29 protein-coding genes and 1 pseudogene are annotated in these 19,649 nt (G+C 60.0%); 10 read left to right on the forward strand and 20 right to left on the reverse strand.

Features of this window, described 5'->3' with window-relative positions; genetic code table 11:
- The 4 genes from GSQ79_RS09240 to GSQ79_RS09255 all read right to left on the reverse strand — a co-directional run.
- Positions 1-1,251: transporter substrate-binding protein (locus GSQ79_RS09240; RefSeq protein ID WP_158808429.1), on the reverse strand; the 1,251-nt coding region annotated here is incomplete at its 3' end.
- Positions 1,252-2,007: 756 nt separating this feature from the next.
- Positions 2,008-2,289 (reverse strand): carbonic anhydrase, encoded by a 282-nt coding sequence (locus tag GSQ79_RS09245; protein ID WP_158808430.1) that lies wholly within the window; start codon positions 2,287-2,289, stop codon positions 2,008-2,010.
- Positions 2,290-2,479: 190 nt separating this feature from the next.
- On the reverse strand, positions 2,480-3,139 hold the full coding sequence (locus GSQ79_RS09250) for a hypothetical protein (protein WP_158808431.1): 660 nt from the start codon (positions 3,137-3,139) through the stop codon (positions 2,480-2,482).
- A gap of 10 nt (positions 3,140-3,149) precedes the next feature.
- A complete protein-coding gene (locus tag GSQ79_RS09255; protein WP_158808432.1) occupies positions 3,150-4,064 on the reverse strand; it encodes a tyrosine-type recombinase/integrase in 915 nt (304 codons plus the stop codon).
- A gap of 383 nt (positions 4,065-4,447) precedes the next feature.
- Between GSQ79_RS09255 and GSQ79_RS09260 the strand changes: the two genes are divergently transcribed.
- On the forward strand, positions 4,448-4,645 hold the full coding sequence (locus tag GSQ79_RS09260) for a hypothetical protein (RefSeq protein ID WP_158808433.1): 198 nt from the start codon (positions 4,448-4,450) through the stop codon (positions 4,643-4,645).
- A 28-nt stretch (positions 4,646-4,673) separates the two neighbouring features.
- Here GSQ79_RS09260 and GSQ79_RS09265 read toward each other — a convergent pair whose 3' ends face one another.
- Positions 4,674-5,375, reverse strand: coding sequence for a hypothetical protein (locus GSQ79_RS09265; protein WP_158808434.1), 702 nt, complete (start codon positions 5,373-5,375; stop codon positions 4,674-4,676).
- Positions 5,376-5,519: 144 nt separating this feature from the next.
- Between GSQ79_RS09265 and GSQ79_RS09270 the strand changes: the two genes are divergently transcribed.
- The 3 genes from GSQ79_RS09270 (at position 5,520) to GSQ79_RS09280 (ending at position 10,491) form a co-directional block, all read left to right on the forward strand.
- Positions 5,520-6,884 (forward strand): transposase, encoded by a 1,365-nt coding sequence (locus tag GSQ79_RS09270; protein ID WP_158808435.1) that lies wholly within the window; start codon positions 5,520-5,522, stop codon positions 6,882-6,884.
- Between the two features lie 1,210 nt (positions 6,885-8,094).
- Positions 8,095-8,349 carry a hypothetical protein gene (locus GSQ79_RS09275; protein ID WP_158808436.1) on the forward strand — a complete coding sequence of 85 codons (255 nt, stop codon included), beginning with the start codon at positions 8,095-8,097 and terminating at the stop codon, positions 8,347-8,349.
- Between the two features lie 1,809 nt (positions 8,350-10,158).
- Positions 10,159-10,491: a hypothetical protein gene (locus tag GSQ79_RS09280; protein WP_158808437.1), complete on the forward strand. Its 333-nt coding sequence runs from the start codon at positions 10,159-10,161 to the stop codon at positions 10,489-10,491.
- A gap of 129 nt (positions 10,492-10,620) precedes the next feature.
- On the opposite strand, the gene GSQ79_RS09285 is transcribed toward GSQ79_RS09280, so the two are convergent.
- From GSQ79_RS09285 to GSQ79_RS09330, 10 genes are all read right to left on the reverse strand, one after another.
- Positions 10,621-11,355 (reverse strand): hypothetical protein, encoded by a 735-nt coding sequence (locus tag GSQ79_RS09285; RefSeq protein ID WP_158808438.1) that lies wholly within the window; start codon positions 11,353-11,355, stop codon positions 10,621-10,623.
- Positions 11,352-12,059 (reverse strand): hypothetical protein, encoded by a 708-nt coding sequence (locus tag GSQ79_RS09290; protein WP_158808439.1) that lies wholly within the window; start codon positions 12,057-12,059, stop codon positions 11,352-11,354. Before GSQ79_RS09290 ends, GSQ79_RS09285 begins: the two co-directional genes overlap by 4 nt.
- Positions 12,056-12,415 (reverse strand): hypothetical protein, encoded by a 360-nt coding sequence (locus GSQ79_RS09295; protein WP_158808440.1) that lies wholly within the window; start codon positions 12,413-12,415, stop codon positions 12,056-12,058. The genes GSQ79_RS09290 and GSQ79_RS09295 overlap by 4 nt, the downstream gene beginning before the upstream one ends.
- A complete protein-coding gene (locus GSQ79_RS09300) occupies positions 12,412-12,837 on the reverse strand; it encodes a hypothetical protein (RefSeq protein WP_158808441.1) in 426 nt (141 codons plus the stop codon). The genes GSQ79_RS09295 and GSQ79_RS09300 overlap by 4 nt, the downstream gene beginning before the upstream one ends.
- Positions 12,830-13,171, reverse strand: coding sequence for a hypothetical protein (locus tag GSQ79_RS09305; RefSeq protein ID WP_158808442.1), 342 nt, complete (start codon positions 13,169-13,171; stop codon positions 12,830-12,832). Before GSQ79_RS09305 ends, GSQ79_RS09300 begins: the two co-directional genes overlap by 8 nt.
- Complete coding sequence (locus GSQ79_RS09310) at positions 13,168-13,635, reverse strand: hypothetical protein (protein WP_158808443.1); 468 nt, start codon at positions 13,633-13,635, stop codon at positions 13,168-13,170. The genes GSQ79_RS09305 and GSQ79_RS09310 overlap by 4 nt, the downstream gene beginning before the upstream one ends.
- Complete coding sequence (locus GSQ79_RS09315; RefSeq protein WP_158808444.1) at positions 13,628-13,837, reverse strand: hypothetical protein; 210 nt, start codon at positions 13,835-13,837, stop codon at positions 13,628-13,630. Before GSQ79_RS09315 ends, GSQ79_RS09310 begins: the two co-directional genes overlap by 8 nt.
- A 226-nt stretch (positions 13,838-14,063) precedes the next feature.
- Positions 14,064-14,234 carry a hypothetical protein gene (locus GSQ79_RS09320; protein WP_158808445.1) on the reverse strand — a complete coding sequence of 57 codons (171 nt, stop codon included), beginning with the start codon at positions 14,232-14,234 and terminating at the stop codon, positions 14,064-14,066.
- A 37-nt stretch (positions 14,235-14,271) separates the two neighbouring features.
- On the reverse strand, positions 14,272-14,472 hold the full coding sequence (locus tag GSQ79_RS09325) for a hypothetical protein (protein WP_158808446.1): 201 nt from the start codon (positions 14,470-14,472) through the stop codon (positions 14,272-14,274).
- A 17-nt stretch (positions 14,473-14,489) separates the two neighbouring features.
- Positions 14,490-14,849, reverse strand: a complete 360-nt coding sequence (locus GSQ79_RS09330; RefSeq protein WP_158808447.1) for a hypothetical protein — start codon at positions 14,847-14,849, stop codon at positions 14,490-14,492.
- A 142-nt stretch (positions 14,850-14,991) separates the two neighbouring features.
- Between GSQ79_RS09330 and GSQ79_RS09335 the strand changes: the two genes are divergently transcribed.
- The 6 genes from GSQ79_RS09335 to GSQ79_RS09360 are packed head-to-tail and all read left to right on the forward strand — an operon-like array spanning position 14,992 to position 16,787.
- Positions 14,992-15,192 (forward strand): hypothetical protein, encoded by a 201-nt coding sequence (locus tag GSQ79_RS09335; protein ID WP_368669934.1) that lies wholly within the window; start codon positions 14,992-14,994, stop codon positions 15,190-15,192.
- Complete coding sequence (locus tag GSQ79_RS09340) at positions 15,189-15,476, forward strand: hypothetical protein (RefSeq protein ID WP_158808449.1); 288 nt, start codon at positions 15,189-15,191, stop codon at positions 15,474-15,476. The genes GSQ79_RS09335 and GSQ79_RS09340 overlap by 4 nt, the downstream gene beginning before the upstream one ends.
- 8 nt (positions 15,477-15,484) lie before the next feature.
- The gene (locus tag GSQ79_RS09345; protein WP_158808450.1) at positions 15,485-15,784 is read left to right on the forward strand and encodes a pyocin activator PrtN family protein; all 300 of its coding nucleotides are present in this window, start codon (positions 15,485-15,487) and stop codon (positions 15,782-15,784) included.
- A 22-nt stretch (positions 15,785-15,806) separates the two neighbouring features.
- Entirely contained in the window at positions 15,807-16,163 is a 357-nt protein-coding gene (locus GSQ79_RS09350; protein ID WP_158808451.1) for a hypothetical protein, read from the forward strand.
- Positions 16,160-16,459, forward strand: a complete 300-nt coding sequence (locus GSQ79_RS09355) for a hypothetical protein (RefSeq protein ID WP_158808452.1) — start codon at positions 16,160-16,162, stop codon at positions 16,457-16,459. Before GSQ79_RS09350 ends, GSQ79_RS09355 begins: the two co-directional genes overlap by 4 nt.
- 13 nt (positions 16,460-16,472) lie before the next feature.
- A complete protein-coding gene (locus tag GSQ79_RS09360; RefSeq protein WP_158808453.1) occupies positions 16,473-16,787 on the forward strand; it encodes a helix-turn-helix domain-containing protein in 315 nt (104 codons plus the stop codon).
- A gap of 196 nt (positions 16,788-16,983) precedes the next feature.
- On the opposite strand, the gene GSQ79_RS09365 is transcribed toward GSQ79_RS09360, so the two are convergent.
- The 5 genes and pseudogenes from GSQ79_RS09365 to GSQ79_RS09385 all read right to left on the reverse strand — a co-directional run.
- Entirely contained in the window at positions 16,984-17,679 is a 696-nt protein-coding gene (locus tag GSQ79_RS09365; RefSeq protein ID WP_158808454.1) for an SOS response-associated peptidase, read from the reverse strand.
- A 4-nt stretch (positions 17,680-17,683) separates the two neighbouring features.
- Positions 17,684-18,145: a hypothetical protein gene (locus GSQ79_RS09370; RefSeq protein ID WP_158808455.1), complete on the reverse strand. Its 462-nt coding sequence runs from the start codon at positions 18,143-18,145 to the stop codon at positions 17,684-17,686.
- A gap of 28 nt (positions 18,146-18,173) precedes the next feature.
- Positions 18,174-18,389 carry a DUF3606 domain-containing protein gene (locus GSQ79_RS09375; RefSeq protein ID WP_158808456.1) on the reverse strand — a complete coding sequence of 72 codons (216 nt, stop codon included), beginning with the start codon at positions 18,387-18,389 and terminating at the stop codon, positions 18,174-18,176.
- Positions 18,390-18,440: 51 nt separating this feature from the next.
- Positions 18,441-19,190 (reverse strand): hypothetical protein, encoded by a 750-nt coding sequence (locus GSQ79_RS09380; RefSeq protein WP_158808457.1) that lies wholly within the window; start codon positions 19,188-19,190, stop codon positions 18,441-18,443.
- Positions 19,187-19,649 (reverse strand): annotated as a pseudogene (locus tag GSQ79_RS09385) (ATP-dependent DNA ligase); the annotation flags it as partial. The pseudogene GSQ79_RS09385 and the gene GSQ79_RS09380, both read right to left, overlap by 4 nt.

The following is a 19,649-nucleotide window of genomic DNA, read 5'->3' on the forward strand; positions in this document are numbered from 1 at the left end:
GCCGGCCGTCGGATAGATCGAGTACGGATCCGGCGCGACGTTTTCGGCGGCTTCCTTGACGATCTTGAAGCTGCCGTCGGCCTGGCACTGGCCGATCTTCGGCTTGAGCCAGGTGTTGAAGTTCTGGTCGTCGATCCAGATCGCGCCTTCCGGCGACACGTCGGCTTCGACGCGGACGCCGCCGCTGGCGTCGCGGATCATCCGCGAGGTAATGCCGTCCGTGCCGCCACGCTGCTTGGCGAGCTTTTCCAGGCCGTATTTGAAGACGTAAGCGGAGAGATAGGTTTCCTCCATGTTGTAATGGGTGACGCCGTTCTTGCCGTACTTGCTCTTCAGAAAGCCCTCGACGAACTTATGGTTGGTCGGGTTATCCATGGTCTGGAAGTAAGGGGCCGACAGGAAGTGGCCGGCGCCGACGTCGTTGCCCATCGCGCGCGTCTCGATCTCGCCGGTGGTCAGCGAAGCGATCGGCATCTTGTCGACCTTAAAGCCTTCCTGCTTGTATTGCTTGTGGAAGGCGATGTCGGAGGCGCCGACGACGGTCGAGAAGATGAAGTCGGGCTTGGCGTCGCGGATCTTGCCGAGCACCGGACCGAACTCCGAGCTGCCGAGGGGAATGTATTCCTCGCCGACGAGTTCACCGCCGGCGGCTTCCAACCAGACTTTGGCGTTCTTGTTGGATTCCTTCGGCCAGACATAGTTGGAGCCGACGAAGAAGACCTTCTTGCCGAAGTTCTTGACCATGTAGGGAATCAAGTCTTTGGAATGTTGGTTAGCCAACGGTCCGGTGCAGATGTCGTTCTGCGTGCACTCGGCGCCTTCGTAGCAGGTGGGGTAGTACAGCAGGCTGTTCTGCGACATGACGGTCGGCAGGATCGCCTTGCGGCTGGCCGAGGTGTAGCAGCCGAAAATCGCGAGGACCTTGTCGCGCAGGATCAACTCTTTGGTCTTCTCGGCATAAACATTGAAATCGGACTTGGCGTCGATGATGACCGGCTCGATCATCCGGCCGGCGACGCCGCCGGCCTTGTTGATCTCTTCGATCGCGTACTGCATCACCAGCGTCGAATCTTCCTCGGGGACCGCCAGCGCGCCGGTCAGGGAGAACAGCAGGCCGATCTTGATCGGGCCGCTCTTGTCCAGTGTGGACGCGTGCGCGCCCCCGGAGCCGGGAACCCAGATATAAGGTGAGGCAACAGCAGCAGCGACGACCGATGTGGTTTTGAGAAATGAGCGGCGTGATGTGTCCATGCAGGACCCCCGAGTGTCTGAGCTCTAAGCAGGCTGCCCATTGCTTCATCAAGGATGAAATGTTTTGCCTACAAGGAAAATATTGCTCCAACCAGGGCCCGTGCGTCAATGGGTTCTTTCTTGTGACGCTAATATTTTTCTTCGCGTGTGCGAGCAGTTGTTGGCTAAATAGCCAATATTTACATTTTTAGTGCATCGATGATTATAACTTCGACGTTTAGCCCGAAAAATTCGCATTTACCGAGACCGATCGGCCCGATCAGGCTTTGTCGGCGCCCCTTCATGAGCCTGGCAAATGTGATTTTTTGCCCGTTTGCCCGAAAAGCGAAGACCGCAACGCGCTTATTTTTCAGGCACCGGCGGACTTGATCGTTTGCTCTCCGATCGTCATCGGCAGATCGCGCGACTTGTTCGGCTCAACGGGGCGCCAGACGCTTTCATTCCGCGATCCGGTTGCTCGTCGCCAGGAACACCTCAACGGTTGCCCGACATACGAACGGTGCCTGGAATTAGGTCGTGGCCAATCGGTCGTTCAACTCAACAAGTATGAGATGGCAGAGCACGATCATAGAAAGTGGAAAGGCTGGGCCTGCTAATCGAGAGTAGCGCCGAGGCCGTTGAACCATGAGGTTGGGCGCTCGGCACCCTCGGCAAGCGTGCGGGCGGATGTCCGCGGCATCCGTATCTGTCTCTCGCGAAGGACGCGGGAAGGTCCCGCGCCAGCGTCGAGGGGGAGGAAGCGCGGCATCACGATGCTCACCCCACCGCGAACGCGTCCTGGATTGCGATGCGGCGGCGACCCGGCAAAGCCACCGGCATTTGCTCGTCGTCTTGGATCGCGACAAACGTGTCGCCGTCGAGAGCCAGAACGCTGGGGTTGTCGAGAGCGAAAAACCAGCCGTGCAGGCTGAGTTGTCCGGTAGCGATGCGCCCCGCGACGGCCGGATGTCCGCGCAGACTGTTGATTTGCGCCACGACGTTTTTCATCGCGAAGACCCGTACGGCATCCCTGTCTCTCAAGCCTGCACCGAACGACAAAGGGCGACCCGAAGGCCGCCCTTAAGTCTTTGATCTTGCTGGAAGAAATGGTGGGCGCGCACAGGCTCGAACTGTGGACCCGCTGATTAAGAGGCTTCGGTCATCTGAACCACTTCAACGGCTATTCCGACATATTCGCGTTTCGTGCTCATATTGTAAACATAAGGCATTCGAAGCTTGTCGGAACGAACTAATCGACACTGAAAAGCTTGCTAGCTTGCTGTCCTTTGTCCAGGCGTTCGATGATACAAAGGCGATGCCCATCGAGCTGTCGTACGATCGCGAAATCCGCGGGCCAAGCCACTTCTATTTCGCAAGCTGCTACCGCTAAGTCGATACACCGTTCGCCCCACTCTGCTAGATCGAATGCGCCATTACCGTTCGGTCGAAGAGCTCGATACTCTGTCTCGGCGATCTTTTGAAAGGCCGCAGGCTCTGTGCCGTCTGCATAAACCTCATTCGTAATCGTCGAGACGGAGCCCGAAACCCAGTCGTATGTTCGAATACACGCGGAGCCATGCAGCGACTCAACTCTCGCAGACACTAAGGTTCCCTTCGCGAGACCTGGCGATTTTAGCTGCGATTTTTCGCAACTTAATCTTGTTTGCCCCACTCGATCGAAGGCGTTTTTTGGTCCGTCATATCCGCTGAATTGATCGTGTTTGTGTTGCCAAGAGAGCATTGCGCCAAACAGACGTGTTAGCCCCTCCCCGTGACCGGTTTGAGCAAATATAGTAAAATCGTCCCACACCTGTATTTTCCTTGCTATTCTCGGAAGAACACTACCGCGCCGAGTGTCACAAGCAATAAAAACCGTTTCTTTCTCACAAAATACGAAAATAGCTGTCAATTACTGTACCTCATATAGCTAGATACATAGAAGAACTATCAGCGGGCCTCGCGTGCAGGTATCGTCCTGTCGTGGCGACAGACGCATGACCCATGGTGCTTTGAACCAGATGGATCGGCGCGCCGCGGTCGAGGCTGTGACTGGCGTGGGCATGCCGGAGCCAGTGCGTTGAGATGTTGACCGACAATCCAGCGTCCGCCGCGGCCGCCTTCACGATCCGATGGACCTGGCTAGGGTCTAGATGGCCCTGCCCTTTTCCCTTGCGCGACAAGAACACCGGCAGATCGTTGATCTCGGCCGTCTTCAATGGCCGGATCGCCTGCAGCGCTTTCCATGTGTTCGCAGACAGCAGTACAACGCGGGTCTTGCCGCCCTTGCCGTAGACCGTGACCTGCCCCGCGTCGCCTCGAGCCACGAGATCACGCCATCGCAGCCCGCAAGGCTCGGAGATCCGCAGGCCGGCGCCATATATAAGAGTGATGAGCGCGTAGTTCCGCGGGCTGGCCTTCCCGGCCGCGACGAGCAGCATGGCGTCCGCCTCCGACATGATCCGCTCCGCGAGGACCGTCTTCACCGACGGTGCCTTGATCGCCTTGCCTACGTTGAAGGGGCTGTAGCCGACCTCCTGGGCGAAAGAGAGGAGCGACTTGATCGCTCCGGCCGTGGTCGCACGCGTTGCCGGCGCCAGGTGTGCGAGGCCAGCCATGAACGCCTGAACGTCCACGATGCGCGCCGATCGCACCGACCGACCCTTGATCAGTAGGTGGGCTAGGAACGCGTCTGCCTGCCGTTGATAGTTCCGGCGGGTGTGCTTGCTTTCGGACTTGTCGATCCAAAGCGCGACCATCGTGGCGTCGGACTGGGCTTGGTCGTGGAAGGTCGGCAGTTCATCGGAGATGGTGGCGGGTGGAAGGATCTCGGACATCGTCAATCCTCGAATGCTTGATAGGCCACTTGTCTTGCGTTCAGACCAACAGCGTTTTGGAGCCTCACGCACCTTCCGCTATCGTGGTACATAGGTACTTATATCGCGACATTTAAATCGGGCAAAAGCATTTTTGTCCCACCATTAAAATATCGCGGGATGGAAGAGAGTGTATGAAGCGACCTACGGAGGCGCCCGGTTTAATCGGGGGCGCGGCCCCCGAGCAGGCATCGGACCGCGCTCGCGCCGGCCGATCTTACGACGACGGCCCCGGCGTCAGATCACCGAATGACGAGATCCAAGGTTCTCGCTCTCATGACGACGGTCCTGGTAGTCCATCGCCGAAGGACGGCATTCCAGGCGCGAGATCCTTCGACGACGTAGTGCAGAGGAAGCGCGGCAGGCCCGCCGGCAAGCGCGAGTCGGTCGCGCGTCAGACGATCTATCTAGACGAGGCCCGCCACCAGGCCTTGAGGCGGATGGCGGCCGACCAAGGCCGATCGATACACTCACTGATGATCGAGGGCATCGACCGGGTCATTGGCAAGCCGGTCGTGAAGGGCTGGGACGACGCCGAGTAGGCCTTCACCAGGGCCTCTCGTAGTGGTCTCAGATCTCTCCCTTGGCGCACCTGTCCAGAATCGCGACAACCTTGGACAGATCAGTTCGCGGCTTCACCATGTAAATTTCGGTAGCGCGATCGGGCGGCATCCGCGGATCGTCGCCGAACATCGGTACCGTGAACCGCTCGACCTCTGACATTCGCACGCCACGCGCGGCGAGGTGCGCCTTTCCTGCCGGCGTCTTGATCCATTCGTGGAGCGCAAGTGACTTCATCTCGTGGCGAAGGTTCTTCTCGAAGACGTGGAATGGGACCGACAGCTTGACCCGCAGAGCCCTTGATACGAACGACACGGCACTGTCCGGCGCGACGGAAATCGAGTGGATCTGCCGCATCTCCCAGGCGTTCCAGCCGGGCTCGAGCGTGTAGCCGCCGTCTCCCAGCGCCGTCCCAGCATAGAAGTCCTTCGCCAAGTCGCGCTGCCGGATCAGGACGCCCTGCTGGGTGGCGCCGGCCTTGAAACACGTCACTCCGATCTTCCTCGATAGAGCGGCAAGCCCCGGGCATCCGCAGAAGTAGAAATCTGCGTATCCTCTTCGCGGCGGTGGGATGATCTCGCCGGTGTCGGCCGGATCGGCGAGGTCGGCGAACAGGGCGGCGCCGGTGGTCAGCGCTTCCGCTGCGTCGCGCAGAGCCTTCGCTATGATGGCCTTCACTGCGCTTTCGATCTTCTTGGTTTTTTCGGTCATGATGTCTCTCGGGGGTTGTTGGCTTGCTGACCCGAGCTACCGTCGTTTCTGAATCACTCTTCTTCACGTTCAACCTGCACAATTTCGACTCGCCAAAACCTTCCGAATCAGGAGGATTTGTAGGCCGCAACGGAGACGCGGCACATGACGGACAAGAGCGGGTTCTACAATCTCAACATGGTCGACTGGACCGTCGATGATTGTGAGTGGCTATATTCTTGCATCCGCGTGACCGCTCGATATCAACGCGACGCGACGGCCACATGTAAGGGATGCGGTTACCACGGCGTTATGTCGGTGAAGGATCGACGCAAGAAAGACGTAACTGACGTGCCATTCGCCGCGGCCATCGTCGAGATCAGCATCCAGCGCGCACGGCTCGAATGCCCCGAATGCGGAAAGAGTGCTGGATGTCAGGACCTTCCTGACATCGTCGAGAGCCGCAGTTTTACCAAGCGCTGCATAAAAATGATGGAAGATGAGGCTTTCGGCCAGTCGGCCGAGAAGGTCGCGGCGATGTTTGGCGTGTCGGACTGGACGACCAGGGCGACGCTGAAGACCGTTGGCGATAAAATTGAGCGCGGGCGTAAGATCGCGGCTCCAAGAATCTTGGGCATCGACGAGAAATGGATCTCTGGCAGCTATAGACCCGTGTTCGTCGACTTGTCTTCCGAGGGGAGCCCGATCCTCGACATCCTTAGTGACTGGTCGCTGATCACCGTCGAAAACTTTCTTCGCGACCTGCGCGGCAACTGGCGGATCGAGTTCGTCGCCGTTGATGGAAGGGACGTTTATCGTCAAGCCGTTCGCAACGTCCTTGGCGACCGCGTGACAATCGTCATGGATAGATGGCACGTCGGAAAATCGTTTGTCGGTCTGAGACACAAAGCCACCACGGAGGCCGCCGCACGTCGTCTGGACGCGATCTGGAAATTAGCGACCCGAAAAGAAGCTGACGCAGCGTTTGCTAAGTGGGAAGCATCGCTTAGCCCGGCCTTGCGAAAGGATTTCTCGACGCTCCTCGGATGGCTCGGATCGAGGCGCGACGACATCTTAGCATGGTGGGAGACAGGCGTAACGAACGCAGGCACCGAAGCACGGAACCGTCAGATCCAGGAAATCATTTCCGCGTCGCGAGGCGGCTCGTTCGAGATGATCCGTGCCAGGTCTCTCTATGCAGACCTTCGACCGCATCGAGACCTTCTTCAATGTGAGAAGTGCAGAGGCTTCTTTCGCGACGAGCAGCGGGAGATCCAGGTTCTAAATCTGGAAGAGCAGCCGAACGGGCACATCACGATGACCTTCGCTTGCGAGGAATGCGTGCCCATCCCCCAGCCGCAGGAAGTCGACACCTCACCTATATGGCTATCCGAGGCGGGATGGGGTCCAGAGCCGGGGACCCAGGAGGAATCCGATCGCTACGACGCCGCCCTGCCCGGTCTGCTTGAAGCGCTGGACGCCTACCTTGCCGATCGCCGCGCCCGGTCCTCGCCATCGGCAGCCCTATAGGCTGGCGCGAGGAAGACAAAAGCATCAATCGACAAGAGGCCACGAACCTTCCGCCGCGACGATCGTCGCGCGGCGATAATTCCGCGACGAACCTGGTTTTGCGCGGAAGGTCGTCGCGTCCGCCAAGGCTTTGCGCGAGGGAAGAAATGGCAGGCGTCCGACGCTCGAGCCAGTCCCGTGGAAGGAAACTTTTCTCCGACGAATTCCACGACGCTCGCAGCGCACGCGGGCGAAGGTTCCGCGGCGGAGCCGCCCTTCCCGCGGAAGGCTCCTGGCGGAGCGCCCGCTTTCCGCGGAGCGTCGTGGCGGAACTCCGACGCTCCCACTCGGAGCGGGCCGGTGTCCTGCGGCTCCGACTCGGAGCTTATATTGTTGCAGCCGTTGGCAGTTGGGGTGGTGTCCTCGGCGCCTTGGATCGCCGCCTCTCGGCCTCGCGCTCCTTCCAGTCCATGACGGCGTTGAAGGCCTTGCAGGCCTCGTCGAGCGCCCCGAACTGTCGAGCTGCAGGCACACCTGCGCCTCGTATTCCTGGCTGCGTCGTCGTCGCTGGGGCCATGGCGACGACTGGGACAAGGACCCGCTCTCTTGGCCGCCCCCCACCTGGGGCATGCCCGACCCGGCGCTTTCGTGAACGGTGCCCGGCCTCTCTGCGACCGTCCATGTGATGCCCCCTCCGTTGGTGCCGGGTCCGACCATGGGATTGAAGAAACCCAAGGGTGGCTAAGATGTGCGGCCATGGCAGCTTGCGCGAGGGAAGGATGTGCCCCGTCGGCAGCAGCCTTTCTCGGCCCTTAATAGCCCGTTCGCCGCGAGCGTTTCGTTCCGAGGCTTCCGGGTCGGACCCGCAACATACACGGCACGAATCGAGCGCTCGCGTGGAGGCTCGGTTTGTTCCCCTGCGAGGCGTCACCGCCCGCGTCGAGCTCGCACTGAGAGGGTGGGATCTCCACACGAGCGACGTCTGGCTCAGCTTGCGGGCGATCTAGGCCTCGCAGGGAACAAGCCCTGGTGGCGGATAGGGTTACGAACGTTCGCTCAGATGAACCGACGCGGGCGGCGGTCCCGTTGCCACGTTCGGCTAAATTCGCGGCACCAATATTGAATCGTGCATGAATGTTCTCCATCAAGGTGATGTGAAGGCATTTAATAACCCTTGCAACAAGTTTTCATGGGCTGTACGTGTAATGCTTCCTTAAGGGGGGACTTACACATGGTAAGCGCTGTCGATTTGGACGCGTTCGATGCAGAACAAGCTCATGCTGTAAAGAAAATCTATTCTAGACTAAGCCTGGACTTAAGTAAGCATGGCGCATTAGACGAACGAACCCAGAATTTACTTGTAGGTTCAATTATCAGCGAAGCAAAAACGCACATTGAGTCCGGGAACCCGATCCGGCATCCACACGATGTCGAAGCGATCGCCTCGAAGGTGCATGAAGAGTTGTTCGGTCTCAGCTCTCTGTAGCGATTTGATAGCATCTCTGCCGCGCTCGCCGTTGGCGCTGGGTATGAACCAGCTACGCTACTACCTCTCGTTGCGCTGCTCGTCGCCGTTGAAGGCCTCGCTGGCTTTGTCGAGCGCCGCGAACTGCTTGGAGGGCAGGTTTTGTCTTCATATTTCTGACTAGAAGAGTGGTCGCTCGACCACAGGTCAACCCGAAATGCTCCGGTCCAGTAGGTGCCGGAAATTCAGTTTTCGATGCTGCTTCATCACGTTGATGTGCAGAAGGAAGACTCGGCTTCGGCCGCAATCCTAACAAAAACATCTTTTTAGGCTTGAGCTTCGCTGCAAGCCGACGAGAGTTAAATGACGTTTCAGGCTATTGTCTTCGCACCTTTCTTAAGAAAAGGAGCTCGGCTTTGTATCGCTGATCTGGAGCAAACGGTTACCACCCCACCCAAACGGATTTCGATTAAGTCCAATGTCAACTTACGTTTCGGGACTTGCTGCCCTACCTTGGCCGCGGGAACAATCACCGACTTCGTCGAGTCTGCAGAAACTGCCGTGTTAACGGTCGAGGGAAGGGGCTGGAACCTCAAGCGCTGTCCTCAAAAAAGCGGTGTATCCATTCCCGGCATGATCTCCGAAAATTGGTTCGTAGAGTGAGGCCGCCCAGAGGAGGAATGAATGTGACCACATTCCTACCTTGCGGGACAACGCTGATCGTTGGCCGACGCCAATGGACATTGACGCTGCGCTGATCGTGAAATCCCTGAAGCGCACGGCTTATTCAGCGAACCTATGAAAAAACCGCCCGCCCCCGGGGGAGGGCAGACGGCAAAGGTTTTGGGGCGTCCATGCCGGACAGGCTCAGCGTTGCATTCAGCATGCCAAGATTGAGCCTCGCAGATCCCCCGAATGGCGACGACGCAACTCCGAGAATCCTGCTAGGGAAACTCTAAGGTAGATCGGCGATGTACTGATCTGCACCGGGAGAAAGTGCTGTTCAGCCGCCGCTGGCCAATGTCAGGGCGGCTGTTTCATTTCTGCTGGTGCGCCATCGATCGACCGCGATGCGTTCGCCTTTACCATAGTGTTCAGTCACTCGCACTTCTCCAGACAAGAAGCGCCCACCACCACGGGCTTGTCGCCAGTCGTCGCTATGGCGAAGACCGTGCCCTTCGGAGCGATCCAAGAGAAACGACAGGCCCCTGTGTCAGACTCGGAGCAGGCGTCCACCTCGGGGTAGTCCTTGCACCGATCGTCATCGGGCTCGCAGCGTATGCCGACCATGTCATGGGCCGGCTTCCAACCAGCCGCGATAAGGGTTTGCCGGGCCTCCTGGTAGGTCTCACGCTTCCCAAAATGCGGAATGGCTTCAGCCGCACGCGGGGCCGCTCCCAAAAGGCAAAGGCAAAGGCAAATGAAAGTGCCTAGCCAAAGCATCAGAGTCGTCACGTTTCCCCCTATCGACCCTGGGCAAAGCTCGACCTTCACCAACGCAAGCCCGTCGATTATAAATGCATTAACCATAATTGCTGATGCTCGTAACATGATCGAGGAGCTAAGCATGAGGTATCGGAAAACGTTCGCGGCGACCCAACGCCAATTCTTGGATGCAGCTTTAGGTGTCGCCGCAGCTGTCGGGCTCACGCTGCTTGACGCGTACTTTCTTCTGGCGAACCAACTAGGACACTAAGGTGCTGCCGCCCTGTTTTCCAATAAAAGACGCCCCTTGCTTGGGAGGCAGCGGCGTCAATCGTTGATGTCCGACGTCATTCACAGCCGAGCTCAGCTGCTGGCGAAGCCGCCGAACTCACACCAGTGCAATCATTGAAAGTGGTAGAAGAACCATTAGCAGATCCGGTGGAAGATCCACCTGGTGGACCGCTTATCACCGAGCCGCCGATCTGGCCGACGGTACCTGACGTACCGGCGCTGGAAGCGCCCCCTGATGCAGAAGCACCGAAGGGAGAGGCGCTGTGCATAGTACCAGTGGATATACCGCCTCCAAACGGCGAAGCGCTGGTTTGTGCCACCGCAGGCGTGATCAAAAGAAGTAGCGTACTGAATGCCAAAGCGATCTTAGGTAAACGCATGAGATTTTCCTTTGCCCCCCAGCGAAAAATCTCCCTCAAGGTGATGGTTCCGCGTGGCGACCACTAAGCGGCATGACATCACGTCTTTTTGTCCGAGTAAAAAGCTCGCTTGGGGTCAGCCTGCGTGGCGATACGCATGATTATTCGACGTCGCTATCGATCTCGAGCACGCGGGCCTGGCGGAGGAACGTTACCGTCATATGATGGCCTCCGAGAAGATCGCCAGCTCTTCAAGCAGTCCGTCTGCAGCGTCATCGTCGAAGTCGCGCACGATCTTGGCCTTGAGCGCGAAACCTTGGAGCGTCGATACAGGCAGGGCCAGAAGACGGGTCACCTCGCCCTTGAAGGTCTCGCTTGTCTCCTTTTCCAGCGCCAGGGCGGCCGTTAGCCCGATGCCGTCGGCATAGGTCTGGCAATCGGACTTCCAGCGATCATAGGCGTCCACGATGCTTTTCGCCTGTGCGCGGCCCTTGGCGTCTTCCCCGGCCCAGAACTGTCTTCCAGCCTCGGTCAGCGACTGGTCGTTGCCGCCATGTACCAAGATACGATCGCCTTCACCGAAGAGCCGGCCCGTCGACAGTTCGGGATCGGTGCGAAGTCTTTCGATGCTTGCTCCCGATATGAAGGAGTAGCGATCACCGTCAGGCTCGATGTATGAGGCGTGCTGGTATCGCACGTTCGGGGTCAGGCTCCAGGCGAGCTCCTTCGGACGGAACGGCCTTCCGACCTTGTAGGTGTCCTTGAGGTCGATGACGGCGTCAGAAGCGTCGAAGTATGCCTGTTCAAGAGTCGGCAGTGCCGCCAACCCGCGTACTATGTCATCGAGACTGTCCCCGCCGGCCTGAGCCGGCAAGGCGCCGAGGAGAGGCGCAACGGTACCAGCCGACGCGAGGTGTTTGAGGAATGTTCTGCGCGGAGCGTCCACGATCACGCCCCCATCGCAAGAATGTCGTCCATGATGGACTGGACCAATGCGATGTGATCGTGGCTCCAGTCAGCAGAGACGTCGACCTTGAACCGCAGGCCGATCATCGTCCGAGCGGGCATCGCAGCGATCCGATCGACGATGGCGGAGTCCGCCGCGGATGCGGTTTCCACCAGCTCGTTGACCGCCGGCATCCCTTCTTCCTCTGCGATCGTTTTCCTTTCGGCGGTCACCTCGTGCCAGCGCGTGCGCGCTTCTGCCGAATAGTCGTGACGATCGGGATAGGCCGGATTTCGAGCGAAGGCGCGTTTTTCAACGACGGCTTTTGCATCGATAGCGTCGATGTAGGTTCTAAGCCCCTTCGTCCATACTGGACGTAGGGCGAGCAGCTCCGCGTCGGCGGTCGAGGCGTCGGAACAGATAGATGTTCCAGAGACGACCGCGGCGGCAGTGAGCGTCGTGCCCGCCATGATAGCGCGGCGTGAAGGGTGGTTGCGAGTCATGGTCAGCTGTCCCTCTCGGTGTGAGGGGACGTTGCCCCTAAGGATGCGTTCGAGGTTTCCGAAGGCGAGCCGATCGCGCTCATTCCAGCAGGATCGGCCAAAGATCGCGCGGTAAGCATCGAGGGCGTCGTGGCCGGCCTTCTTGAGGACGGCGAGGCGTTCGTCGCGGCGGGCGTGACCACGAGGCCAGAGGCGAGAGCGTTTCATGAGCGGCCCTCCCGCCATTCGTAGTCGACGGCGCTCAGCACGACCGCTGCCCTTGATGAGGCGGGAGTCGACGGCGCCGCCAGGAAGCGATCTCCTCGAGGGTTAAGGGTAAGATTGTCTCGGCACCATTCTCGGCGCCAACACATCGCATCGGCGGCGTGCTCAGGCTGTTTGAAGCCCGATCGTTCGATGAGGCATTCGCCATATTCGACGGCGAGCCAGTCGGCGTAGAGGTCCAACAAGGGCAGCGTGACCGCTTCTGCAACAGCCGTCGGATTGCCGATCAAGGCCACGCTGCCGCCGATAAGCGGGAGCGTGGCGAGGCGGCCGAGGAAGGTACGGCGGGCTACAATCATAGCGCCATCTCCTCACGAGAAACGGCACCGACCGCTTTATGGATCGCGAGGATCCAGGAGCACCGTACCGGCAACATAGTGTCGGGTTTGTCGTCGCTGCCGAGCATCACGACGGACTGCACCTCACTGTCAGGGTGATCGTTGTAAGGAAAATCGACCCTGCCGAACGACGGCATTATGACGACGCGCATGAACATCGCCTGCGCGCTGCCCGGCTTCAGGACTTCCGGCCGATACCAGACCGCGACGACATCACCGGCGCGGTAGACGGCATCGCGGTCAATCCGGGCGACACAGCCGTTCGTGTATTCCGGCGCCATGTGGCTGCCGCTGATCGGAAGCCCATAGACCGGCGGAAAGGTCGATGGTTCGCTGACGAAGCCGGTCCAGGCGTTTGCTTGGGTCGCGCGCGACTTAGCCATGCGGGCCTCCCCGCCAGTCCACGCCGATGGCGGACATTACGAGAGCGGCGCGGGTTTCGGGCGGAGTGCCCATGACCAGAGATGTGACTGCCTGATGTTCAGGGAACCAGTACATCGGCGATGGCCCAGGGGTGATGACCCTGCCGTGCTTGGCTCGCTCCCATGCGTAGTAGGCTGCCGCATGCTCCCATGCGGTAAAGGCCATGTATGAGTAGAGCAGCTCGGTCGTGACCGGCTCTGCGACCGCCGTGGGCTGGCCGATGAGGGTGACGCCGCCACCGATGAGCGGGAGCGCCGCGAGGTGACGCAGGAACGACCTGCGATCGCCGCTCATGGCCACACCTGCGAAGGGCTGCGGCAGGTGCCTTGCCATTGAGGCGTGAGGACACCGACGATCCGTCCGACGCACTTCCCCGGCCAATGCTCGATGCCGAGAGGCCCGTCGACGTAACGAAGGCGCCGGCCCCCATACATCAGGCCGCCGTTGCCCTGGAGCGAGAAGCCGTACATTAGCCCGATGGCGCCCTTGTCGCAGATCTTCTCGCGCAGCAGCTGCACGATCGCGAGGCTCATGTGGTCGGTGTTCTCCGCCAGTGTGATCACGAAGAGCTCGCCGAACTGGATCTCCTTGTCGGTCGTATCGACGATCGCCATCTCGCCGCAACGAAGGTGCGGGGCGAAGTCGTCGTCAGTGACGATGACTCCCTTATGGAGGGCAGGAACGTGGTCGTAGAGCTGAAGCGCGCGGTACTCGTCGGACTGGACGGCAGCGGGCAGCTTCTTGGCGTTCTCAGCCATGGGCACCTCCTTTATTGAAGGCGTCGAGGGCGACGGCGATCTCGGCCAACACCGCGCTCATGGCAACGTTGTGGGCGAGCATCTCGTCGGCCTGCTGGCGCGCGCGGGATCGGGCTGGATCACTGGTCACGGGCTGTGGCGAGTGAGGTGGTCGGACGATGGGCCAAGCGTCGTCGTTGGCCGGAGCGGTGCTGCTCGGCATGGTGTAATCTCCAGGTTGTCAGGTTGTCGGTCGTCAGGATCTCAGTGTCGGATTTTCCGACAGTGCCTTCAGCCTGGGCATGGTGGCCCTGTGGTTGGCGCCCCGCGGTGAAGCGCCAATAGGTCGTCTTTAGGGGTGTTGAATCGTTTTGCCATTTTCAGGCCCTTCAGAGGCATAAAGCGTCTTTTTATCAGGGGGTTAACCGCGCGATTCCGCGCAACGAAAATCATGCTGCTTGAACCTGCCTATAAATGCCGATGAAGCGCAGCGCCCGCGCGGCGGCGGCCTTGGTCTCGGGTGCATCGACGCCGTACTTTCCGACGCAGAAGCGGGCGTAGGCGGCCGCGCTCTGGATGCGGGCCTCGGCCTCGACGAAGAGAAGCTGTTTCTGGGTCATGGTGATCTCCGATCGGTCAGGGTTGATGGGGCTGGAGCTAGGCGGCGCAGACGAAGCCTCCTTGGCCTCGGACGCGGATCACGTGGCGGCAGGAGATGGTCTCGAAGGCGGCGACAAATTCTTCGAACACGACGCCCATGTCGGCGGCGGTGCGGAACGCGGGCTTGCGCGACCGACTGGACCGGAGGTGCTGCAGGATCTCGGCGCCGAGGGGGCTGATCTTGGTCTGAGTGGCCATGGTGGTTCTCCGTGGGCTTAGGCGGCGTGGCGATGACGGGCGGTGGCGGTGATCTCGTCGGCCTTGGCGTAGGCGGCGCGGAAGGCGGCAGCGCCAGCGCGGTTCAGCGGCTCGATCGAGGCGAGGTAGCGGAGCGTGGCGACCTCGCCGGCCTCGACCTCGGTCAAGATCCGGTCGGCCTGCGCGACGATCGGGCGGGCGTTGGCCCAAGCCTTCTTCATCTCTTGCGCAAGGACCTGGCGGTACCGAAGGGGCTGGACGTAGAGGCGACGCTCGCGGCACCAGGTCAGGGAGTAGTTGAAGACGGTCGTTGGCAGCATCCGGGCGCGGGTCGCGGCGTGGGCAGTGCTGAGGATGGCGGCGCAGTTAAAAGACATTCGCTTGATCCGGTAGCTAACATACTAGTTACCATAATCAGTTAGAATGGTTGCCGTCAAGAGGCAAATGGTTATGATAGCCAATCTAGTTATTTTGAGATCGAGAATGTTGACCACAGGCAATCAGCTTAAGGCCGCACGCATGCTTGCGGACATGGACCAGCTACCCTTGGCGGAGGCCTCCAAGGTCAGCGTCGGGACCATCCGGAACATGGAAGCTCAAGGCGGAAACACCTTGAAGAGCAGTCTCGCGACGATCCGCGCGGTGCAGGCAGTTCTTGAAGACGCGGGGATCGAGTTCTTGAACCACGGGCAGCCAGGCGTTCGGCTGAAGGCGCCGTGACGGGCCTTAATTCGAAGAGACCCGTCCGCACCCGGCCCGTAGCCATGCTGATCGGCTGCTGGCCCGCCGAGATGCGTGCCGAGACCGCCGCGGCCTACGTCGACGAGCCGTCCGTCAACGCGTTCCTCGCCAAGGTCGACCGTGGCATCTACTGCGCCCCGATCCGCATGGCCGGCTGCCTACCGAAGTGGAACCGGGAGATGTTGGACCTTGGCCTTCGGCACCGGGCCGGCCTACGGGAAGGTGGCGGACGCCCGGTCGAAGACATCTCCCATCTGTTTTAGGTGCGCCGGTGAAGCAGACCCTCAACACGATCTTCTTGCTCGCTGCTGTCTATGACGGGCGGCCGATTATCCCACTCGAGGAAATCCGAAAGGACTATTTTCATCATCTGACGATGGACGGCTTCTTGCGGAAGCTGGGGTCGGGCGACATCCAGCTCCCGGTGATCCGGATGGAGGGTAGCAAGAAAGCGCCTAAGGGCGTGCACCTGACCGACCTCGCCAACTACATCGACGAGCGTCGGAAGGAAGCTCTGAGGGAGTTCGAGCAGCTGTCGCGCGATAACCGGACCATTGCATCGATAATCTGACCGTTTTTAGGGGAGAGGTCGCGTGAAGCGTGGAGAGATCGACCGAACCGCCATCGGGCCTACAACTTCGATCCGGCTTGCCGTCGCCGCAGAGCTGGCCTTCCCGGGCGCGGGCATCTCGGTCGCCGCGCTGCGGAAAGAGCGCGATCTCCAGAATCTTGTGACGTGGAAGGTGGGAAATCGAGAATTCACGACTCTTGCCCATATCGACCAGATGATCGAACGCAAGCAGCGGCAGGCCGAGGCGAGGATATCAACCCGCGTTCAGGCTGCTGCGGGCGACCGGGCTATGGATGCGGACCGGGTGAGCACGGAGCTACGGGAATTGCTTGCTGAAACCTTGGCCGCCGAGAAGCCTAAGAAGGCTCGTAAACCATGACACGCCGGGTGGTGGTGATCACGCCGAGGATGCTGACCAAGGATCAGGCGGCGCAATACTGCGGAGTTAGTGCTGAGGTATTCTTTCGGATCTGCCCGGTTCGCCCAGCTGCTATAGGAAACAGCATTCGCTCGCTCCGCTACGACGTGAAGCTCCTCGACGCTTGGCTTGATAATTTCGGGCCCGACACGCCGGAAACCTTGCACGAGTTGTGGGTCGACGAGCTACTGGCGAAGCTTGATGGCCCCTCGCCGCCCAAGCGTCGTCGACGCGGAGACAGCCAGTTGAACACTTAAAGGCGGTCCTCTCATGAATGACCTCACTCAACCGCTTCTAACTCCGAAGCAGGCAGCTCACCTTCTCAATGTCTCCCAGGATACCTTGCGCGCGTTCGTTCGCCTGGGTGAGCTGCGCTACATCCACGTCGGTACCGGCAAGATCAGGGTGCGGATGATGTTCGAGCATGCGGACCTAGTGCGGTTCGTTGACTCGCGTAAGCAGACCATGGTGCCCCCAACCCCCTATAAGGTGCCAACGCGCGTCCGCGCCGTTCAAAGCGGATTGGACCCTCGCGGCTTTAGGGCAAGGCAGGCGGCAAGCCCGACCGGCAAGCTGAGTAGATGACATGGCCCGCGGTCGCTTCACCCAAGCCGAGGTAACGAGGGCGATAAAAGCAGCTCAGTCTGCAGGGCTCGTCGTTTCAAGGCTGGAGATCGAGCCCGACGGCAAGATCACGGTCTTTACCGTTCCGGATCAACAGCCGAGCTCCGACGCAGAACGAGCGCTTGATGCGTGGAGAGAACAGCAGAGGCACCAAGTCTCAGATAAGCCCAAGCTGCGTCGGTGAACCACCGTCGGAGCTGACCAGCCCGTCGTGACGATCCTCCCGCGCGCCGGTCGCGACGATCTTCATCATGTCGTCGGCGAGGGGCCTCTGCAGCGCCGAGGCCTCCGACCATGGCGCCTTCAGCCAGACGTCCCATTCCTCGGCCGTCGTCAGCAGCACCGGCATCGCCTTGGGATGGATCGGACCGACGACACCGTTCGCGTCGGTCGTCAGGAAGCCGAACAGGTGGTGCTCGCCCTCGACCGGCTTGGCGATCGTCCCGCGCGTGCCGTGCCATATGGTCGTGATGCCGGCGAACGCGAAGAGCGGCCGGTCGTCGGCGATCGCGAACCAGGTCGGCGTCTTCTTCGGCTTGGTCTGGGCCCATTCGCAGAAGGAATTCACCGGCACGAGGCAGCGGTTCGCAGGCTGAAGCCATCGTCGCCAGTGCGGACTCGCCGTGTTCCTGATGTTGGTGATTGGCGCGCCGCCGAACTGCGGCGGCCCTGGCATGCCCCACCGGTACATCGCCAGCTCGCGCTCGCCATCCTCGGCCTTGCGGACGATCGGCGCCATGCCGTCGGGAAAAACACCCGGAATCGGTGGCAGGTTGCCGGTCAGGTCGCGGCCGATCGCGAAGAGCTGCCGCATCGCGTCCTGACTGCGCGTGATGGAGTAAAGGTTGCACATCGGATCAGCTGAAGATCTGGGACACGATGTGAGCAAATTCGAACTTCGTCGCCTCTAAGCCCGCCGTTCCCGCCCCCTTGATCGCCGCAGATTTTGCCGCGCCGACCAGTTGCTCACCTATGGTCTTTTTTCCATCCTTGCTCGCAAGTGCCGGCAACGGCTTGGTCAGGGTGCTCATCCCTTTTTCCGTAAGCTTCGCCAGTTGGAACGTCGGATTATAGCTCTGTATGCCGGGAGCCATAGCGTAGCGCAGGTAACCCTCATCCCGTAACCATGCGACGGTATTCTCAAACAAATCCCACTGTTCATTGATCTCGGAACCGGGCGATACGAGCGCGCCACGTTCAATAGGGAAGAAAGTTGAGGCCTCAAGCGCAATCGGCATTGGGTGGGTGACGAACAAAGCGACCAATACCCGGCCGGCCAAGGCATTGAACTCGACGATGTTGTCGGGAAGCGTCGTCATCAAGTCTCCTTGGGCCTATGTTCGAAGATTAGGACGTCAGCGGAGAGACGCTTGAGCGATCGAGCTTCATCTTCTCCGCCGCGGCGTCCAGCACGGTCCGCTCGTTGCCCACCTTCTTGATCAGGGCGTGCACCTGGTCATGGGTGAGGCCGTGCTTCTTGGCGAAGTAGGCGACCTCGTACGGTTCTCCGCCCGCCACGCTACGACGATCCTCAGCGTCGGTCTTCGTCTTGTCGTCGGACATGGAGGGCCTCTGTCGCTGATGGGGTTAGACTGCGCAACGAGCCCACGCCCGTCAGGTTGCAGTAGGCTGGGCCGGGGAGGCTTCATAGATCGTGCTGATCGACCCGTCCCGCTCTACAAATAATATCTTATCGAACGGGTTTTCGATATCTGAACAAATCAAAGCGCGATGAAGGTCTTTAAGCGTAGCGAAAAATGAGTCAGACTGCAGGACAAGCCATACCTTGCCGAGCGAGAGTGCCTTTCTACATTTGAAGGCCTTGGCGGAGATGCTGTCCTTGAGCATTGCTCTCGATACGGCGAATATCTCATAGCCTAGACGACCATTATTGCTCACCACACCTTGGACTTTGTCATTCTTCCAGACGGCGTCCGTATACAGGACTACTGAAATCTTGGAGTCGTGCCAGACTAGCTCGCTCTCGATTTTAAACTCAACGGGTCTCGCGAGCATATTTATTAATAGCTCCCTTGCGGCCTTCGTAGCTTTGCGAGGTGCTGTTAGGGGGCTTGGAACAACGAGAACGAAGTGCCTCCCGAAAGGAATTCGATCCCCAAGTTCTAAGTTCAGATCTTTTATCAGCTTTACAGCAGGCGCTTCCGCTGACCGGCGAGGTCGCAAGCCGCCTTCGCCGTCGTCTACCAGCTGAGAAAGCGTCGAGATCTCAACCGCAACATCGCCGCTCTCGAACGTCAGATATATGTCGGGCGGATTTTCGCCGACACGGTAAGAGACGCCGAAGTGACTTTGGAGCGCCTCCGCTACTCGGACCTCGTCTCTACGCATCGGAGCATCGGTCATTCCTCAACCAACCCCTTGAAGCTCGCATGCCGCAGCTCGCCGGCGGTTGTGATCCCGCGATAGGCGATCTCGGCCTGTAGATCCGGTCGAACCCATACGGCCCCCTTCGTCTGCAGACCCGGCACGGCACACTTCGGCATCACGATCGCATCGAGCTTCACCCTCAGCATCGTCGCGACACGGTCGCTGAAGCCCGTCCCGACATTTCCGACGGAGACCAGCCTGCCGCCATCGAGTCGCGCCAGCTTGAGGTTCGCCAAGGCGCCGCGGACGGCTCCAGAGGTCGGCTGATACCCGACGACGACGAACGCCTCTGTCAAGATGCTCTTGGTCTTGAGCCAGGTCTTCGACCGACCGGAGCGATAGGGCGCGTCGATCCGCTTCGACACGATGCCCTCGATCTCGTGCTCGCAGGCGACGCGGAACAGATCGGCGCCGGAGCCGGTGTATTCGTCGCTT

Origin of the sequence: Beijerinckia sp. L45 (assembly GCF_009765775.1) — a bacterium.
In the GTDB taxonomy this organism is placed as follows: Bacteria; Pseudomonadota; Alphaproteobacteria; order Rhizobiales; family Beijerinckiaceae; genus RH-AL1.

Coding starts and splice junctions, on each gene's coding strand:
- GSQ79_RS09380 (WP_158808457.1), bottom strand. CDS start 19,190: ATGACCGATGCTCCGATGCGTAGAGACGAGGTCCGAGTAGCGGAGGCG.
- GSQ79_RS09310 (WP_158808443.1), bottom strand. CDS start 13,635: ATGGCTGAGAACGCCAAGAAGCTGCCCGCTGCCGTCCAGTCCGACGAG.
- GSQ79_RS09305 (WP_158808442.1), bottom strand. CDS start 13,171: ATGAGCGGCGATCGCAGGTCGTTCCTGCGTCACCTCGCGGCGCTCCCG.
- GSQ79_RS09365 (WP_158808454.1), bottom strand. CDS start 17,679: ATGTGCAACCTTTACTCCATCACGCGCAGTCAGGACGCGATGCGGCAG.
- GSQ79_RS09295 (WP_158808440.1), bottom strand. CDS start 12,415: ATGATTGTAGCCCGCCGTACCTTCCTCGGCCGCCTCGCCACGCTCCCG.
- GSQ79_RS09255 (WP_158808432.1), bottom strand. CDS start 4,064: ATGTCCGAGATCCTTCCACCCGCCACCATCTCCGATGAACTGCCGACC.
- GSQ79_RS09265 (WP_158808434.1), bottom strand. CDS start 5,375: ATGACCGAAAAAACCAAGAAGATCGAAAGCGCAGTGAAGGCCATCATA.
- GSQ79_RS09275 (WP_158808436.1), top strand. CDS start 8,095: ATGGTAAGCGCTGTCGATTTGGACGCGTTCGATGCAGAACAAGCTCAT.
- GSQ79_RS09355 (WP_158808452.1), top strand. CDS start 16,160: ATGACACGCCGGGTGGTGGTGATCACGCCGAGGATGCTGACCAAGGAT.
- GSQ79_RS09320 (WP_158808445.1), bottom strand. CDS start 14,234: ATGACCCAGAAACAGCTTCTCTTCGTCGAGGCCGAGGCCCGCATCCAG.
- GSQ79_RS09325 (WP_158808446.1), bottom strand. CDS start 14,472: ATGGCCACTCAGACCAAGATCAGCCCCCTCGGCGCCGAGATCCTGCAG.
- GSQ79_RS09300 (WP_158808441.1), bottom strand. CDS start 12,837: ATGGCTAAGTCGCGCGCGACCCAAGCAAACGCCTGGACCGGCTTCGTC.
- GSQ79_RS09330 (WP_158808447.1), bottom strand. CDS start 14,849: ATGTCTTTTAACTGCGCCGCCATCCTCAGCACTGCCCACGCCGCGACC.
- GSQ79_RS09315 (WP_158808444.1), bottom strand. CDS start 13,837: ATGCCGAGCAGCACCGCTCCGGCCAACGACGACGCTTGGCCCATCGTC.
- GSQ79_RS09375 (WP_158808456.1), bottom strand. CDS start 18,389: ATGTCCGACGACAAGACGAAGACCGACGCTGAGGATCGTCGTAGCGTG.
- GSQ79_RS09360 (WP_158808453.1), top strand. CDS start 16,473: ATGAATGACCTCACTCAACCGCTTCTAACTCCGAAGCAGGCAGCTCAC.
- GSQ79_RS09370 (WP_158808455.1), bottom strand. CDS start 18,145: ATGACGACGCTTCCCGACAACATCGTCGAGTTCAATGCCTTGGCCGGC.
- GSQ79_RS09335 (WP_368669934.1), top strand. CDS start 14,992: ATGCTTGCGGACATGGACCAGCTACCCTTGGCGGAGGCCTCCAAGGTC.
- GSQ79_RS09290 (WP_158808439.1), bottom strand. CDS start 12,059: ATGAAACGCTCTCGCCTCTGGCCTCGTGGTCACGCCCGCCGCGACGAA.
- GSQ79_RS09270 (WP_158808435.1), top strand. CDS start 5,520: ATGACGGACAAGAGCGGGTTCTACAATCTCAACATGGTCGACTGGACC.